At 60.7% G+C, this 18091-nt stretch carries 11 protein-coding genes; 3 read left to right on the plus strand and 8 right to left on the minus strand.

Features of this window, described 5'->3' with window-relative positions; all coding sequences use genetic code 11:
- Positions 1–28 precede the first annotated feature (28 nt).
- Entirely contained in the window at positions 29–3097 is a 3069-nt protein-coding gene (locus LVD11_RS00510) for an EAL domain-containing protein (RefSeq protein WP_237054868.1), read from the minus strand.
- Between the two features lie 54 nt (positions 3098–3151).
- Positions 3152–5137 carry an ATP-binding protein gene (locus tag LVD11_RS00515; protein ID WP_237054870.1) on the minus strand — a complete coding sequence of 662 codons (1986 nt, stop codon included), beginning with the start codon at positions 5135–5137 and terminating at the stop codon, positions 3152–3154.
- Positions 5138–5776: 639 nt separating this feature from the next.
- Between LVD11_RS00515 and LVD11_RS00520 the strand changes: the two genes are divergently transcribed.
- On the plus strand, positions 5777–6919 hold the full coding sequence (locus tag LVD11_RS00520; protein WP_237054872.1) for an acyl-CoA desaturase: 1143 nt from the start codon (positions 5777–5779) through the stop codon (positions 6917–6919).
- A gap of 125 nt (positions 6920–7044) precedes the next feature.
- Here the strand turns inward: LVD11_RS00520 and LVD11_RS00525 are convergent, their stop codons facing one another.
- The 6 genes from LVD11_RS00525 to LVD11_RS00550 all read right to left on the minus strand — a co-directional run bounded on the left by LVD11_RS00525 (position 7045) and on the right by LVD11_RS00550 (position 14318).
- Positions 7045–8040, minus strand: a complete 996-nt coding sequence (locus LVD11_RS00525) for an alpha-L-glutamate ligase-like protein (protein WP_237054874.1) — start codon at positions 8038–8040, stop codon at positions 7045–7047.
- Positions 8041–9573, minus strand: a complete 1533-nt coding sequence (locus LVD11_RS00530) for an inactive transglutaminase family protein (protein WP_237054877.1) — start codon at positions 9571–9573, stop codon at positions 8041–8043.
- A 72-nt stretch (positions 9574–9645) separates the two neighbouring features.
- Positions 9646–10344 (minus strand): ATP-dependent zinc protease family protein, encoded by a 699-nt coding sequence (locus LVD11_RS00535; protein ID WP_237054879.1) that lies wholly within the window; start codon positions 10342–10344, stop codon positions 9646–9648.
- A 209-nt stretch (positions 10345–10553) separates the two neighbouring features.
- Positions 10554–10877 (minus strand): YqcC family protein, encoded by a 324-nt coding sequence (locus LVD11_RS00540; protein ID WP_237054881.1) that lies wholly within the window; start codon positions 10875–10877, stop codon positions 10554–10556.
- A 45-nt stretch (positions 10878–10922) separates the two neighbouring features.
- Positions 10923–13061, minus strand: a complete 2139-nt coding sequence (dinG, locus tag LVD11_RS00545; RefSeq protein ID WP_237054882.1) for an ATP-dependent DNA helicase DinG — start codon at positions 13059–13061, stop codon at positions 10923–10925.
- 87 nt (positions 13062–13148) lie between these two features.
- On the minus strand, positions 13149–14318 hold the full coding sequence (locus LVD11_RS00550; RefSeq protein WP_237054883.1) for a 1-acyl-sn-glycerol-3-phosphate acyltransferase: 1170 nt from the start codon (positions 14316–14318) through the stop codon (positions 13149–13151).
- Between the two features lie 297 nt (positions 14319–14615).
- Between LVD11_RS00550 and nhaC the strand changes: the two genes are divergently transcribed.
- A complete protein-coding gene (gene nhaC, locus LVD11_RS00555; RefSeq protein WP_237054885.1) occupies positions 14616–16085 on the plus strand; it encodes a Na+/H+ antiporter NhaC in 1470 nt (489 codons plus the stop codon).
- A 28-nt stretch (positions 16086–16113) separates the two neighbouring features.
- Positions 16114–17166 carry a DUF3549 family protein gene (locus LVD11_RS00560; protein ID WP_237054888.1) on the plus strand — a complete coding sequence of 351 codons (1053 nt, stop codon included), beginning with the start codon at positions 16114–16116 and terminating at the stop codon, positions 17164–17166.
- Positions 17167–18091: the final 925 nt, after the last annotated feature.

An 18091-nucleotide genomic window follows, 5' to 3' on the forward strand; every position in this document is an offset into this window, starting at 1 on the left:
CCGGAGGCAACCTGCACCCGGGGCAGCCTCAGGCAGTTTCCGTCTCGCGCCCTCCCTTTCCGGCTTTCCCGGGCTGCCAATCGAACAGGAATTCCGTTAGCGACTGCGGGCGACCCACATGGTATCCCTGCACCAGGTTCACCCCCAGTGCGGCCATCCGCCGCAGCGTCGGCTCGTCCTCCACATATTCAGCCACAGTACGGGCACCAAGGCGCTGGGCTATCTGGTGAATGGACTCGACGATAATCAGGTCAACGAAGTTTTCCTCCACCTGGCGGACAAAGCTGCCATCGATTTTGATGTAGTCAATCGTGAAGGACTTGAGGTAACCAAAGGAGCTTAAACCGTTGCCAAAATCGTCAAGCGCGATGCGACAACCCAGCTTGCGCAGCTCAGCGACAAAGCGGCTGGCACCGGCCATATGACTTATGATGGCGGTTTCGGTAATCTCAAAACTGATCCTGTTCCGGGGCACGGGCGTCCGCTCCAGGACCTCGAGCAGGTAGAATTGGAAACCCTCGTCACCGAGGGCATCGGCGGAGATATTGAGGGCAAAATTTAAGCCGGCAGAAGCAATTGCCTCCGCGTTTTTCACCAGGGTCTCGTCCACAACCCAGCGATCGATCGCCAGCATCAGGCCGTAGCGCTCTGCCGCGGGCACGAAAGAATCCGGCATCAGCAGGTGCCCCGTATCGTCCTGCATTCTCAACAGAAACTCATAGTGGCTGATGCGATCGGTATCCGAGGCTTCCGCAATAGGCTGCATGTCCAGGTAAAACCGCCCACGATCAATTGCGTCACGAATCACCGAGGCCATCAGGATCTCCCGGTGCTGGTCGGCTGCGGCACTCTCGCCCAGGCCGTAGGTCATGACGGAGCCACGCCTCGTCCGCTTGGCCGAAAAACAGGCCACGTCAGCCTGGCTGAGCAGGTCGCCGAGGTGATAATTGCGACTGTTGATCTCGGTAATACCGGCACTGGCTCCCACATCATAGACGCGGTTGTTCCAGGGGAACCTGAGGGCAGTGATCTGGTCGAGCAGGGCTTCGCAGCGCTGTCGCGCCCGCTCGCGGTCACAGTACCTCAGTAAGAGTCCGAATTCGTCCCCTCCCAACCGGGCGACACTATCTGACTTCTGCAGACAGGAACGTAAACAACGGCTGATTTCCCGCAACAACTCATCCCCGGCCATATGACCGGCACTATCGTTTACCAGCTTGAAGCGATCGAGATCCAGATATACAAGCGCGTGACAGGCATTGCCCTCGGTCACTTCCAGGGTTGCCTCCTGCAGGGCGCGCTTGAAGGCATCCCGATTGGGAAGGCCGGTCAGGTCGTCGTGGGAAGCCTTGTAACTCAACTGTCGGATCAGCTCCCGTTGCTCGCTCACGTCCTGAATCACCAGGACCGCGCCCAGGAGGTCTCCGTCGTGTTTCCGCAGCGGTGATACTGACCAGGTGATGTCGTACCGGTGCCCTGACAGGCTCATCAGGGTAGATTCCCCACTCCCGAATACGACCCTGGACTGCTCCATGCATTGCGCCAGGGAGGTGGCGATATTGCGGCCCTGGTCATCACCATCGATCTGGCAGACAGTGTCCAGCGGCCTACCCTGCGCATCCTGGTTCAGCCAGCCGGTCAGGTTCTCGGCCATTGGGTTCAGGTAATTGATTCGTAACTCTGCATCTGTGGATATCACGGCATCGGTGATGGAGGCCAACGTGACCTGCAGGCGCTCCTTCGTTTCAACCAGCACTCTTTCGCTGCGCTTTCGCCAGTCAATATCCTCTACCTGGGCCAGGATATACAGCGCCTGCCCGCGGATATTGCGCGCCACCGAAGCCCGCAGCTCACCCCATACGGGGTGCCCCTCACGATGCAGGTAACGCTTCTCCAGGCAGAATGGCTGACTGCCATCCAGGACAAACCTCTCCAGCAACCCCCGACTGCGCTCCAGGTCATCCCGGTGGGTGAGATCAAGCACGTTCCTTCCGAGCAAGTCCGCCTCCCGATAGCCGAGAAATTCACAGAAGCTCCGGTTCACCTGGCGGATTTCTCCCTCCAGAGAGACCAGCAGAATACCGATTCGGGAATTCTCCACCGCCTGGCGAAAGCTGCTCTCCACCTCCACCGCGCGGGCGCTCCGCCGTCGTTCGATATTGGTATATACCGAGACCAGATAGGCGGGCGTTACCGCTGCAAAGGTGGCCAGTACCAGGCTGAACTGGGGAAAGTCATCGCCCGGTGCTGCCGGCAACGGCCAGGCTGATGCCCCTGTCAACTGGATCGCCATGGCAATTGTCACTGTGCAGATCACCACCAGGCTGGCAAACAGGTTCAGGACAGTGGCGGCCCAGACCAGGGCCAGGGAGACAAACACAAAGGGGTAGGCCTTGTACTCAAGCAGGGTCACGCTCAATGCGGTGACGGCAACACTGACCAGGGTAAACTGCCCCCACCAACCCCAGCCAGCGGCGCTGCGCCTGGTGCGCGCAATCGCGTCCCTGGATAGCAACAGGATCGGCAAAAGGATCAGGATTCCCATGGCATCCGCTGCATACCAGAAGGGGAAGATCTCAACAAAGGTCGCCCCTGTATTTTGCGCCACAAAATAGGAACCGATGCCCGCACTGGAGAGCGGCGGTACGATCGCTGACAGGAACACAAAGCGCAGCCATCGCTGGACGCCATCGAAATAATCGTGTCCGGGGAAAAAGCGGCGAAGCAGGGTGGCGGCAACCATAATCTCAGCCAGGCTCGCCAGGGTGTACTCAAATGCAGAGAGCCACTCCAGGCCAAGCCAGAGGCCAGCGAAGAATGAGGCGCAAAAGAAGCTGGCAAACAGTACCGGCCAGTGCCGCGGGGGGCGCCGGTAGAAGTAAGCAATTGCTACGGAATCTGCCAACCACAAAAAGGCAGCGCCATCCTCTGCACTCAGCGTTTTTTTACAGAAAACGACTAGTGCCGCACTGAGCAATGCAAGTGCCAGCGCACTCTCCCACAGTGGCGCAACCTGTGCATCTCTGTTCAGTCGGTCGTCAGCGTGACGTGATGACGAAAACAATAGTTTCCAGCCCCTACTCTTGACAGCCCTCACCGGGAACTGCGTTCAGATCGTTAGAATTTCCAGCGAATCCCCACAAAAACCAGCTCAGGATGATAGCTGTCGCTTCAGTTGCCGCGATAGCTGCACCAGGTCAAAAGCCGCTGGCAGGAAATCCTGGCCACTACCATCGCCCGACGCCCCTACCCGGATAAACGCGATATTGGCAGTCAGGGGGTCATCCCTGAGGATCGCCCGCATATCATCCGCGGACATTCCCGGCATACCGGAATCAAATAGAACCACATCAATGCTTCGGGTCCGAGCCATGAAAATGGCCTCAACCGCATCTGCTGCGCCGACCAGCTGCACCTGGGAGGAGTCGACCAGTAGATTACGCAACCGCTCCAGCTCCGAAGGGCGATTGTCCACCAGCATCAACTGGCACGGGGGTAGCTGTGTCGCGGTGTGGGTGTGGGCAGGCATCTGTATAACCTCAGGTGCCGCATCAATCAGCGGAAAATCAACCCAGAAAATCGACCCCTGATCCTCGTGGCTGTCAAAGTCGATACGCCCACCCATGGCCTCAGTAAGGCGCTTGGCAATTGCAAGTCCCACCCCGGTGCCTTCTATTTGCCCGCGCTCCGCCCCAAGCCGGTTGAATGGCTCGAACACCTCGGCGCGACGGTTCTCGGCAATACCTTTGCCGGTATCCAGGATACTCAGCCGCAACCACCCATCCGCCAGTGGGGAGAAGTTGATGACAACCCTGCCATTTTCCCGGTTGTACTTGACCGCATTACCGGCCAGGTTCAGGACTACCTGCTTGAAACGAACCGGGTCTGCACAGATGTATGCCGACTCCCAGCCCAACGGTTCGAAAATCAGGCTCACCTTGCGCGTTTCCGCCAGCGGCTCCAGCAAGCGTTTACAGTCCTCTACCAAAGCGGCCGGCTTGATAGGTTCCATGGATGGCGCGAGGCGCTGGCTGTCAATACGGGCCAGCTCCAGTACGTCACCCACCAGGTGCAACAGGTGCTGCCCTGCGCGACGGATTTCTCCGAGGCGCTGGCGCTGGTCGGGGTTGAGACTCATTTCCAGCTCGACCATCTGGCTGTAACCCAGGATTGCGTTCAGTGGTGTCCGGAGCTCGTGGCTGAGACTGAGCAACAGCTCCGCCCGCACCGCGCTCTCCTTGCGCTTGCTCTCCAGCTCGCGCTCGAGGCGCAGCTGTGCCTCCCGATAACCGGTGACGTCCTGGGCCAGTCCCAATACCCGCACCGGCTTGCCCTCGCTGTTCGTTTGTAGCTGGCCGCGACAACGCACCCAGATTACGCCACCGTCGCGGTGCCAGAGCCGGTACTCCACATCCAGGGGTAACTGTTCGGTGACGTGATCCCGGAACGCCTGTTCGGCGCGGGCCAGGTCTTCCGGCAGGATTCGCGATTTCCAGAGTTTCAGGGCGCTGCGGGCATCAGTATCTGCGTGGTCGCAGTCGTACCCCAACATGGTCCAGCAGGCCCGGTCCATAACCACTTCATCCGCCTGCAGGTCCCAATCCCACAACCCATCACCCACCGCGGCCAGGGTCCAGAACGCCCGCTCCCCCTGCACATAAGATTGCTCCCGCATCGCCAGGAGATCGGTCAAATCGGCACAACCACCAATAATGATCGCGCCGTCACCGGTACTGCCGGAAGCATCCGCAACGCTGCGCCCCCACCAGCGCAACCAGAGCTGCCGTCCGTCACGGGCGAATACGCGCACGGTGATATCGAATGCGCCCCCCCTTCGCACTAACCGACGCCGGGCGGCACGCAGTTTCTCGCGGTCGCCGCTGTGAACGGGGGTGAGTTCCTCGCCGCCCCACAAACTGTCGAGGGCTGCAGCACGATCCTGATCGAACAGCGCCCAGATATCACCGAACGCGCTGCCGTGACCAGTACCGGGGTGCCACTCCCAAAGCCCACAGTCCACATCCCGCAGGAGTTGGCGCATATGCATAATCTGGCGCCGCACCAGTCCCGGCGGTACGCTGGGGTCTGCACCACGGGGGAACAGCTGCAGGGGAAAATCGGTCACTTCGACGGACATGGCTACGGGCACATCGCAGTTTGTTATTCGGGCTTTACCGGAAGTGAATCACTTATCCGTCTTGAAGGAAAGCCTGGTCGGGGATCAACTCGATAAGCGGCAGCGCCCGGAGATGTTGCCCGAGGCAAAAAAAGGCCCCGCAATGCGGGGCCTGAATCAGCGATGATGAGAGAAAACGGGAAGTCACGCAGTAAGAGCTTTGCCATAAACCCCGTGATGGTTTCCCGCAGCGAGGGCCTCTCGGCCGCTCGCAATCTGGTTAATGCAACCCCTATGCCAACTTTTCATTTTCGGTGGTATAGCGCGTCCGCCTACAAAAACGGGGGGTGATCGGCCTATCCCCATCCCTGCTAACCCTGAATGACGAAGGTTTTGTCCTCAGAGGACGGTGTTTTGAACCAATTCAGCCCCAGAATTGAGGCTAACGCACCAAAATCAGGCACTGATGACCCGATACCTGCCACAATTCGCAAACCGTCCTCCAGGGACGTGCCATGCAACCCCGGATCGGGTAGCATCGAGCCAGCAGCGACACCTTTGCAACGCCTGGCATATATATTTAAGCATCGCCCGGCGCTATGCAGTGATTGATGCATCAGGGTGTCCGGCTGGATGTAGCGTACAATGTAAGGTTGTTCTATGAATGCAGTATCCGAGGCCCCGCGCGTCTGGGTCACCACTATCCTTTTCGCCACCACTGCCCTCGCGGCCCTGATCCTGGTACCGCTTTACGGGCTTCTGGTCGGCTATCACTGGTACCAGTGGCTCGCGTTCGCCGTTTACGGTGCCCTGTGCGGGCTGTCCATCACGGCCGGCTACCATCGCCTGTGGTCGCACCGCACCTATGAGGCGCACTGGTCCCTGCGCCTGCTGTTCGCCCTGTTCGGCGCCGCCGCACTGCAAAACAGCGTACTGGTATGGGGTTCCAGTCACCGCCGTCATCACCGGCATGTCGATGACAACGACCAGGATCCCTACTCTGCCCGACGCGGTTTCTGGTTTTCCCACATCGGCTGGATGTTGCGCGACTACCCCAGCGGCCGCGAGAATTTCGAGAACGCCAAGGATCTGCAGCGCGACAAGATCGTCATGTGGCAGCACAACCACTACATTGCCATCACGCTGGCGATGAACGTGGGCCTGACCTTCCTGCTTGGCTGGGTCACGGGGGACATTATCGGCATGATGTTGCTGGCGGGAATCCTGCGGATTGTCGTCAATCACCACACGACTTTCTTCATCAATTCCCTTGCGCACATGTGGGGACGCCGCCCCTATACCGACGAAAATACCGCGCGGGACAACGACCTGCTGGCATTTTTCACCTTTGGCGAGGGCTACCACAACTACCACCACATCTTCCAGACGGATTACCGCAATGGCATTCGCTGGTACCACTGGGATCCCACCAAGTGGCTGATCCGCTCGGCAAGCTGGCTTGGCCTGGCGCGCAACCTGAAGACGGTGTCCGATATACGCATCCAGCGCGCCATGCTCACCATGCAGTTCAAGCGAGCCGAACAGAAACTGCAGGGATCCACCCATAAGGAAAGCTGGCGCGAGCTGTTGGAAAAGGAAGCCCAGGAGTTTTCCGCCGCACTGGGCGAATGGAAGGAACTGCAGTCGCGCCGCTATGAAAACGCCCGCGAACGCCTGCTGGCCAGGTGGGAGAGCGCTGCGATTCGTACCCGTGTCAAAGAGCTGGAGTACAGCCTCAAGATGCAGCGCAAACGGCTCCAAATTATGATGGAACAGTTCCACCTTTGTCCTGCCACCGCCTGACACGGTAGCAGCCGCGCACAAAAAAGGGCGATCTCCGGATCGCCCTTTTTTATTGCCGTCTGATGCCAAGGTGCATCGGGCCCCTCCCGCCATCAACGGCTGGCCCAGCCCCGACCGGTCACGATTCAGGACGCGGCAAACTGTTGCACCGAATAGGCAACCCGCTCTTCCACGTTGCGCTCGAGCCCCTCAAGGTCCATTTGCTCAATCACCCGCAGCCGGCTGCGCAGCCCAACACCGTTCGCAATCTGGATCGCCAGCCCGGGGCGCGCATTGGCTTCCAGCAGGAGCGGTCCGCGTTTCCGGTCCAGGACGATATCACAACCGAGGTAACCGAGGCCGGTCATTTCGTAACAGCTGGAAGCCAGCCGCAACAGGTCCCGCCATCCCGGCACCTGCAACTTGCCAAAGGGCATCTCTGTATCCGGGTGCTGCTTGATACGCAGCCCATTTTGTACCGCATGGCAACTGCGTCCGGTGGCCAGGTCAATCCCCACCCCGACGGCACCCTGGTGCAGGTTTGCCTTGCCGTCAGAAGCGTGCGTTGAGCAGCGCAGCATGGCCATCACCGGGAAGCCGCGAAACACGATAACGCGGATATCCGGCACACCCTCGAAAGAGTAATTATCGAAAACCGGGTCGAAATCCACCAGCGCCTCGATCATCACCCGGTCCGGTTTGCCGCCCAGGCTGTAGAGGCCACTGTGGATGTTACTGACGTGGCGCAGGATATCCATCGCCGTTACCCTGGCGCCGGAGGGTTTTATGTACTCATCGCCCTCGCGCCCCACGATGACCAGGATCCCCTTGCCCCCGGAGCCCCGCGCCGGCTTGATCACAAACTGCCACAGCGGCTCGATCACTTCCATCACCCGGGCGCGGCTCGGCTGGGTCTCGAAAGCTGCAATCAGCTCTGGCACCGCAATTCCCGCCCGGCGGGCCGCCCGCTTGGTGTTGAGCTTGTCGTCGACAATTGGGTACAGGTGACGGTCGTTATACCGCGCAATATAGTTCACGTTACGGGCATTCATCCCCAGCACCCCCATCTTCCGCAATGCGGACGGGGAAACCAGGCCACCGCGCAACTTGGCGCCGATCCGGGAGAGGGAGATAGTGTTCATTTACCGCACCAGCTGCCGGAAGCGCATCAGTTCACCGAGACGGAAACCGGTGTAATTGCCGACAATCAGGATCAGGCTGAGCAACACCAGCAGTAACTCCGGGAAATTAAAGGTCCAGTGCTCGATATAGCGGTTGGTCATTACCCAGAAAGCCAGGACCGCCACCAGCAGGCTGCCGCCGGCCTGCACCACCACTTCGTAGGGGCCGTCCTCTTCCCAGACAATGGACATCCGCTCGATGGTCCAGGCCAGGATGATCATCGGGAAGAAGGTCACGGTCAGGGCCTGTTCGATGCCCAGCTTGTAGCTGACGACACTGATCGCCGCCATCAATATCACCACCGTCACCACGACGGCGGCGATCCTCGCCACAAGTAACAGGTTGAGCCTGCTGAGGTAAAACCGGACCCAGAGTCCCAGCACCAGGATCAGCACGAAAATCGCCAGGCCGGTCAACAGCCGGGTTTCAATAAAGGCGATGGCCAGCAGGACCGGCATAAAGGTACCGGAAGTACGTATACCCACAAACACCCGCAACAGGACCACCACCAGGGCCCCCACAGGTACCAGCAGGATCAGCTTGAAGATACTCTGCTGTTCGATCGGCAGGCTGTAGATAGAGAAATCCACCAGCGCTTCTTTTTCATTGCTGGTACTGAGCATCGCCACTTCGCGGGCGGGAACATCGTTGGCAATGACCGAGAAGGTCACGCGCGAATCACTGCCGCCCTCGACATCCAGCAGGCTCTTTCCACCCCGCTGCCAGATAAAGAAGTTCTTCGGCACGCCCGGTGATCCACTGCGAGGCTCAAAGACGACCCAACGTTTTCCGTCAAAGACTTCCAGCAGGTCCTCGGGGTCCAGCCGGCGACGGTCGTCCTCCAGGTAAAGACCACGGATCCGGTGCGCGGGGATCTCCGCAGCCGACAGCATCAGCAGGGCCACATCCACCAGGGAGCGGTCCTTGTAGTAACCGAAAATCAGGTTGCGGTCCTGGTTGCGCGTATCCCCGAGGGAGGTCAGCAACTGGGTGGTAAACGTCTCCGTATCCGAGGAGCGCTCCCGGGCAGACTCCACCATGGAGTAAATGGCCTGGCGTACCGCCTCCTGCTCCCGCGCCCCAAGGAAAGGCTTGTCCACCTCGGTACTCAGGTCCAGGGGCTGCTCCAGTGCCGCACCGGGCGTCTGGTGCACATCCAGCTGGTAGAAGAGCGATTGGCTGCCGCTGGCGTCACGCCGGGACCAGACCGCACGATATTCGTCGTTGTCACGAATGACATTGAACCCGAAACCCGAGGAGCTGAAGGTTTCCCCCAGCACTTCCATGTTGCGCTGTTCACGCGGCAGGGTGAGAGAGGCCTTGACCGGGCCGCCATCGGCGTTGAAACGCACCTTCGCCTCAATGGTCCAGACAGTGCGGTACTCTCCCGGCAGGAGCGGGAAACCCAGTTCGCGGTTCTTGTAAATGGTGAGAGCCGCGCCCATCAGCGCGAATAATGCAGCGAGAATATATACCTGAGCGCGTGGCGACATCCGCCAATCCCCATATTTCATGATTGGGCGGCGCCGGGACGGGCGCGGCTGCCGCCAAAATGCTAGCCAGTATTACTTTGAGACGGGAAGCCTGGGCTCGCCCTGTACTTCGCGCCTGCTGACATCAACGACAGCGGCATCCTTGAGGAAATTGCGCCCCACCAGTAGCCGGTAATCCATCCCGTTGCGCTCAGCCAGGTTAACCTCAACCATGTGGGTGACTTCGCCGACAGTCAGGCTCATGTTAACGATCGGGCGGCGCTGGCTACCAAAACCAGGGCGTTCCACACGCACGTGGCGCTTGATTGGCAGCTCCACGGTCACAGGTTCATCATCTCCCGGTGCTGCGAGCTGGAACCGGACCCAGTCCTTGCCATCTCGCTCGAAAGGCTTGAGCTCTTTCACACTCAGGGAAGAGGTAGGAGCGCCGGTGTCAATCAGGGCCTTGAGGGTCACGCCACCGGGCTCGATAGCCACGACCTCCACATCTCCCAGAACCAGCTTGTCCTTGGCAACCGGCACTTCGACTACTTTCTCGTAGGTCCGTTCGATTACCCGCTCCACGACTTTGACTTCCGGCTCCGCGCACACCACTTCCTGGGGCTCCGGGCACTGGGCAGCGGCATCCAACGCCGGACCGGTCTCTTCAGAGCGCTGCTCAGGGATGGCCGTACCGGGCTCTTCAGACCAGGGGCCGCGCAGCGTGAAGGACTCGCATCCCACGATTAATTGTGAGGCCAGCAACAGACATAAAATGGGAAAAAACCGCATTTTTGCTTACTACCTTAGGGCCTTTCGGCCAACCTGTGCGACGATCGCAATTTCCTGTCCCTGTTTCTTATTCGGCCGGAGAATCCATGTCCGGCTTGGTATAAACGAAACATACTACCGCATCCAGCCCTTAACTGAACAGATTAGCGCCCGCGTTCGCACCCAGGTTGTGACGTGTACCTGCCCGCAGCCGGCGCCGTCCGGGGCACTCAGCCCCGCTCCAGGCGCGCATCCATCTCTGCCAGCAGCGCGATCAGGCGTCCACCATCGTCGCGTCCACGGAAGAACTCCTCGGCGATGGGCGCCGTGCCGCATTTCTCCGGCAGAGGGCCACCGGCCTCCACCAACCCGGCCATACGCGGGATAAAAATGAATTGCAGCCACTGCGGCAGGGTCAGGGTGTCCACACAGAACGGCTGGCTGCTGGCCAGGGCCTCCGCCGGTGGCGCCTCAGCCTGCCAGAGCCCCAGTCGCCGCAACTCGGCCTCCAGCTGCAATAACTGGTCCGCGACTTCCACGTGAATATTGCTCATAGGGGACTCCGTCTGTTCAGTTATGTTCAATCGACCACCGGGTTTCTAGTGAATATCGCGGCGGAAAGGCGGCAGGGAATCCAGCATCGCGCGGCCGTAGCGACGTGTGACGATACGCCGGTCCAGCAGGGTGACAGTTCCCTCATCCCGCTCGGTGCGCAACAGGCGGCCGCAGGCCTGCACCAGCCTGACTGCCGCATCGGGAACGGTAATCTGCATGAATGGATTGCCACCACGGGCCTCCACCCACTCCGCCAGCGCCGCCTCAATGGGGGCATCGGGCACAGCGAAAGGCAGTTTGGCAATCACCACGTGGCGGCAGTAGTCGCCCGGCAGGTCGAGCCCCTCGGCAAAGCTGGCGAGCCCGAACAGCACGCTGGCCCCACCACCATCGATCGTCTCGCGATGAATCTCCAGCAGCTGCTGGCGCGAGCGCTGGCCCTGCATCTGGATGCGGTTGCGCCAGGTGCCCGGCAGCGACTCGTAGACTGTCTCCATCTGGCGACGGGACGAAAACAGCACCAGCGCACCCCCTCTGTCACCGAGCAATTCCGGCAAGGTATCGATGACCGCATCCGTATGCTGGTCGGCATTACCTGCATCCACGGCGCTCGCCGGCACCTGCAGCGTTGCGCGGGAGAAATCGAACGGGCTGGGCACCACTTCATAGGTGGCATTGTCAGGTGTGCCGGCGCGCATCCGGAAACGGTCGAAGCGCCCCAGCGCAGTCAGGGTGGCAGAGGTCAGCACCGCGCCGTAGCAGCGCCGCCAGAGGCTGTACTCGAGTGTCTTGCCCGCCAGAATCGGCGAGCTGCAGACCTCGAAATCGAACGAGCCGCCCCAGTCCACCAGCGTCACCCAACGCGCCTGGGGCAGCGCACCCTCGGCATCCGGGCGGGAGTAGTTGGCCCACAATTGCAGGTTGGCCTCGGCGCGCCCGTACCAGCTCCCCAGGAGCGGATACCAGCGCTCCAGGTCCACTGCAGGCACCGGGCTGTGCGGATCCTCCAACAGCTTCTGGGCGGCCTGCAGCATCTTGCCCAGCACCGCCTCCAGTTCGTCGAAGTCGTCGCGCAGGGTTTCCGCCAGCCGCATCAGCGACTCCGGTACCACCCCGCCCTCAAAACGGTGCTTGACTGTATTGCCGCGCTCGTCCTCGAACTCGCAGGTCTCCTCGAGCAGCGGCCACATCTGTTCCAGCGACTGTTTGGCCGAGGTCAGCAACCCCGGCAATTCTTCACCACAGCGATCCAGTTCGGCACCATCACCAATTTCACCCAGCATCTGGCCGAGATTCTTGTTGGCCTGGTCCAGCCAGCCGGTGGAGGCCCCGACCCGGCTGTGATGGGAGAAGTGGTTGAGCGCCTTGTCCGGCAGGTGGTGTGCCTCATCGAGCACGTAGATGGTTTCTTCCGGCGGCGGCAGTATGGCACCGCCCCCCAGCGCCAGGTCGGCCAGCAGCAGATCGTGATTGGCAACGATCACCTGAGTCTTGCCCAGGTTTTCACGGGCGCGGAAGAAGCTACAGTTGCCCACGTGCGGGCAGCGCCGTCCACTGCACTGGCGATGGTCGGTGGTTACACGGCTCCAGTCGGCCACCTCGATGGTATCCGGCCAGTTGTCCCGGTCCCCGTCCCACCGGCCGCTGGCCAGGCTCTCCGCCATTTCCTGATACAGCTTTACCCCGGTCTCATCGACCCGGGGCAGCTCGTCCTCATAGAGCCCCATACTGGTGCCCACCCCACTGCCGCTGTACTCTGCCAGCAACTGGTCGAGCTTGCTCAGGCACAGGTAGCGGCCGCGGCCCTTGGCAAGGCTGAAATCGAACTGCAGGCCGCTGTGACGGGCCACCTCCGGCAGGTCCTTGTGGATAATCTGCTCCTGCAGAGCAACAGTCGCGGTCGAGATAACCAGCTTCTTGTCCTGGGCCCGGGCCTGCGGGATAGCCGCCAGCAGGTAGGCGACCGTCTTGCCGGTACCGGTGCCGGCCTCTACCACGCAGATATGCTCACCGTCAGTCTTGCCGCTGTCCCGCTCACCAGTGGCATCCTGCTCGATACCCCCCAGGGTGCGGGCGATGGCCGCCACCATCAGCTTTTGCCCGTAACGGGCGCGAAGCTCGCGCCCGGCCAGGAACTCGCTATAGGCAGTCTGGATGACCTGTTTGTCTTCTTTGCTTAACACAGTGTGGGGGAACCGACAGCTGGTGGATGGTCAGAAAGCGGCATTATCGCGCAAGCAATCGCCGCACTCCACCACCGCAGCAACGGTTCACAGGTAGGCAAGCTTTGACACCACCGGGTTGGCGTAGCCACGGATCGCGCGCTCGCGCCAGCGCTCGTCGATGCGCTGCATGCGGGCCTCGAACTTCTGCCGGGTCTCAGTGTATTCGTCCGGGCTCCAGGGCCGGGCCGGCCAGGACACCGGCAAATCCGGCACCTCGCCGTAGATCATCTGGTAGGCGATGAGGTTGGTGGGATGCAGGACATAGTTGCCGATCACCTGGCGATCGATCTCCTCGGCAAGGGCGCCAACATCGTGGTATTCACCCTCGATCGGCGTGCCGAACGCAGCGTGCACATGCCCCTTCTGGCCCACAACCCCCTTGGCAATGGAGTTCAGGTCCTCGTGCCTGGCCTTGCGGTAACCTTCCGGGTGCTCGGCGAAATACAGCTCACGCGCCTTCTGCCTGTCGCAGGGGTCCCATTCGTAAGAGATGGCCAGCGGCACGATATGCAGCTTGCGCCAGAAGTCGGCAAACGGGGTTTCCCGGTCCTTGGTCATGGCAAACATGGCCGCCAGTGCCGGGTTGGTGCGATCCAGGCCGTCTTTGGCCCGCCCGGACCGCTGTGCGATCCAGACATGCTCATTCTCATTGACCACCGAGTGATAGATGTAGTTGGACAGCTTGGTCGCTGACTCAAGCTTCTCGCGGCGGTTGCTGGCCTTGCGTTTCACGGTGAAGCACTTGTTGAGCTTCATGATATCGGTGGCGAACTGCTTCGTCAGCAGGTTGTCGCCGATAGCAATCCGGGCTGTTTCGTGTCCCTCCTTGTACATGGAGAGAATGGACAGCGCAGGATCCATGGCAATATCGCGATGATTACTGACAAACAGGCAGGCGCGATCCTTGGGCAGGGTATCCAGGCCCGAAATGGTCAACCCGTCGCTGGTACGGTTCACGACCATATCCAGGTACTTGGCCACCACCTCCTGCACACCGCGCACATCCCGCGCCTTGCGGAACTCGAAGCGGAGGAACTGGCGCACCAGCCACGCGATCGGGCCCTCAAGCTTCGCCAGCTTCGGCACCAGGAAGTGTGCCGCCGCATGGGACATCTCGGGGTCGTTGATCAGGCGCTTGAGGGCGTCGCGCACCTCGTCGTCGCGGTAGGGGCGAATATCCTCAAACTGCGAGGGATCCAACTCACTTGCTCTCATGAAATCACTACCTGCCATCTGCTGCCACCGGGTGCCGGTGCGCTCGGGCTCATTCTTATTGATGCCAGACCGGCCCGCGAGCCGGTCGGGTACGGTCTTTCCGGAACCCACTACAGTCCGGCCGGCGCAGAACATACCGGAAGCGCCGCCGAACTGCCAGCACCGGCCGCGACCGGCCGGTGTGGACAGCTCGCACCGGAGCCGTGAGAATAGAGTGCTTCGCGCCGGCCGGCGCCCGACAACGATAATGAGAATGGCCACTGAAAAGGCCCGTGAAGCAGATTTAGGAGCCCAACCTTGACCGAGTCCAGTTCCTCCGCAACCAAGCAGCCCAGCCTGCTGGATGCCCTGATACCGTTACTGATCCTGATCGCATTGCTGTCACTGTCAGTGTTCTTTTACGGCGCAGACTCCTCCTACGGTCCCAACCAGATTGCCCTGCTGCTGTGTGCCGGCATCGCCGCCCTGATGGGGATGAAGAATGGCCATAGCTGGGACGATATGGAAGGCGGCATGCTACATGGCATCGGCCTGGTGTTTGGCGCCATCCTGATTCTGTTAGCGGTGGGCGCCCTGATTGGGAGCTGGATCCTCGCGGGCACCGTGCCCTCGATGATCTATTACGGCGTGCAGATACTGTCTCCGCAGTGGTTCTATGCCGCCTCCTGCATTATCTGTGCAATTGTGGGCCTGAGTATCGGTTCCAGCTGGACCACTGCCGGCACCCTGGGTGTGGCCCTGATGGGTATTGCCGGCGCACTGGGCCTGTCTCCGGCGATAACCGCCGGTGCGGTGATCTCCGGCGCCTACTTCGGCGACAAGATGTCGCCCCTTTCAGATACCACCAATGTGGCGGCGGCAGTGACGTCCAATGACCTGTTCCTGCATATCCGCAACATGCTCTGGACCACCATGCCCGCCTTTATCATCGCGCTGGTGGTTTTCTCCATCATCGGCCTGCGCGTCGATGCCTCAGGGGCCTCGGCAGAGGATATCGAGCTGCTGCTGGGTGCCCTGCAAGAGGAATTTAATATATCCCTGGTCAGCATGCTTCCCCTGGCCCTGTTGCTGTTTATGGCCTGGCGCAAGGTGCCCGCCTACCCGACCCTGATCATCGGGGCCCTGGTGGGTTGCGTGATCGCCCTGATCTTCGAGCCTGAAACCGCCCGCCGTCTGGGCGGTGAGGGCCCGCTGGCGGCGTTAAAGGGTGCCTGGTACAGCCTGTTTGATGGCTACAAGTCCAGCTCCAGTAACGAGGATGTGGCCGCCCTGCTCTCCAAGGGCGGCATGAGCAGCATGCTCAACACCATCTGGCTGATCATTTCCGCCATGGCCTTCGGCGGCGCCATGGAGCGCGCCGGGTTCCTGGAGCGGATCGTCAACTGGACCCTGTCGCGGGTGAAGACCGTGGGCGGACTGGTAACATCCACCGTACTTACCTGTTTCGGCATGAACGCGGCGGCGGGTGACCAGTACATGGCTATCATTATTCCCGGGCGGATGTTCCGCGAGGCTTTTGCAGAAAAGGGCCTGCACGGGCTCAACCTCTCCCGTACCCTGGAGGACTCCGGCACAATCACCTCGGTACTGATTCCCTGGAATACCTGCGGAGCCTACATGAGCGCCACCCTGGGTATCGCCACTTTCACCTACGCACCGTTCGCCCTGTTCAATATCCTGTGCCCGCTGCTGGCGATTGCCTACGGCTGGACACACTTCAAGCAATTGCCACTGGACGCAACGCCAACGGCGCAAACCGCGAAATAATTGCCACTTTGGCCATGGAAAAACCGGGATGACCGACAGCAACGTACCTGGCACCCTTAGCGACCTGATCACCCAGGCCCGTTTCAAGCTCCGCTGGTTCGACCTGGGCCGGCGGGTCCGCTCCGTGCCCGGGAATGCCGCCGAGGCATTCGAGGCGGGCGACGCTCCCTGGCCCCACCCGTATTTACGCGAGGCCTGGGCCGGGCTACTGCTGTGGCCAGAGGAAGGTGGCGAGCCGGCAGTATGGTTCCTGCGCCTGCCCCTCGACGAGCAGGGCAAACTGCAACTGGCGGCCAGGGATAATTTCCTGGCACTGCTGAACCGCAAACTCACCGGGGGAGAGGACCGGGACGCGGGCGAGCAACTGGGCAACGTACTGGCGGAGAGCGGCCTGGTCTATTCGCCCCCCCCGGAACGCCAGGCCACGTTCCATGCCCGGGCGGCCCGGCTACTCCAGCGTCCCGCCAGCGCCCACTACCAGAGTGCCCTGTCTTATTTACGCGCCCCTGACTCCAGAGCCTGGAACCACCTGGGCCTGCAGGGGATCGCCGACGTCAGCGCGCGCTGGGAAGAACACGGGCAACTGCTCGGTGAGGCCATGGCACGGGTAGCGGCACCGGTATTCGTGAGTCTCTGCCAGTGCCTGGAAAGTGAAGCTATCGACCACCGGCTCGCCGCAGCCATTGCCCGGCGGGCTGACGCTGAACTGCAGCGCCAGCAACCGGAAGCAGCCATCCTGGCCGCGGCCGTGCGCGGGCTGTCCTTTTCCCGGGCCCGGGGCCTGCGACATGAATTCCTCGAGCGCCTGTTGCGCAGTGACAAGGCACGGGCCGGAGAAACCCTGGCCGCCGTGGGCAGCCGCTGCCCGCATGACCTGGAGGATCCCGGGCTGGCAGCCCTGTGGGTAACCGCGCTCGCCGACAGCCAGAAACAGGAAACCTTCAACCTGCTGCTGGCCGACCTGATGTTTCTCCCGGCAACGCGGGCAGCACTGCTGGAGGCACTGCGCTCACCGGACCGATCCGAGTCACTGGCGCGGGCCTTCGGCGCCTTTCTCCACGGCCCGGAACCAACACATTGAACAGGACTTCCCCCTGTCGGCAGGCCACGCCTGGCATCCGCATCCCATCCCAGAATCAATCGTTACCAGCGGGTCGGCTAAGGTTAACCGCATAATGTGAGGCGCACCGTGGTGTGCGGACCATGGCAGTTTCGTGTGCAGCCGCTTCTCCCGCAACTTTCCAAGCACATTTCTGGGTAAGCACTCTCATTACAACAACAGGTTCGGCGCAGAAAACCGCTTCGCGCCATCAAGCAGAAAAGTTTTTAACGGTGTTGAAAAAAAATTTCGCGCGCCCTGCAATAGCTTGCGCCAGCAAATGGCAGGAAAGCCTTTAAATATAGGTATTTTTCAGCGCCAAACTGGCGTCCTGTTTATCCTGAGTTGACGAGTGGCAGCTATTTTTCCCGCCCGCCTATTACACTCCAAAGGGCGGCTCTTTGTAGAACATCATTTTACAAAGCAGACCAAACAGGTGACGTTTTATTGGCTATGCTAATGGCTGACATCAACGGAAAGGAGTAAGGGGATGAATTTCACTCCAGCCAAGTACCTAATGGGAATTATCAGTGCACTGGTTTTGGCGGGCTGCTGTGCGGCACCTGCGCCACCGGCATCCTGCCCTCCAGGCTCTGAACAAATCCCGCTCTCAATGGCTTGCCCGGCGGATGCCGATTGTTGGATGGCTTCCGACAATGTGCGCTGCATGAAAGTGGTCAAGTAAGACTACTTTCGGCAAACTTAGCAATGCCGCTTTTCGAAGCGGCATTTGCTTTTTCTGGCCCTGCCCTCCCCCCATAACAGCTGGATTGATCGCTTCACCTTCGCAGCCGTCACCAGGTACTGGCTGTGCCCTTCATTTAGCGCTAGCATTGACGCGAAAAATTCCGTCGCAGTGCCGGTAATTGTCGTTGGCGGGTCGCCATTGACGGCTTACTCCACTGCA

Origin of the sequence: Microbulbifer sediminum, assembly GCF_021729035.1 — a bacterium.
Taxonomy (GTDB): Bacteria; Pseudomonadota; Gammaproteobacteria; order Pseudomonadales; family Cellvibrionaceae; genus Microbulbifer; species Microbulbifer sediminum.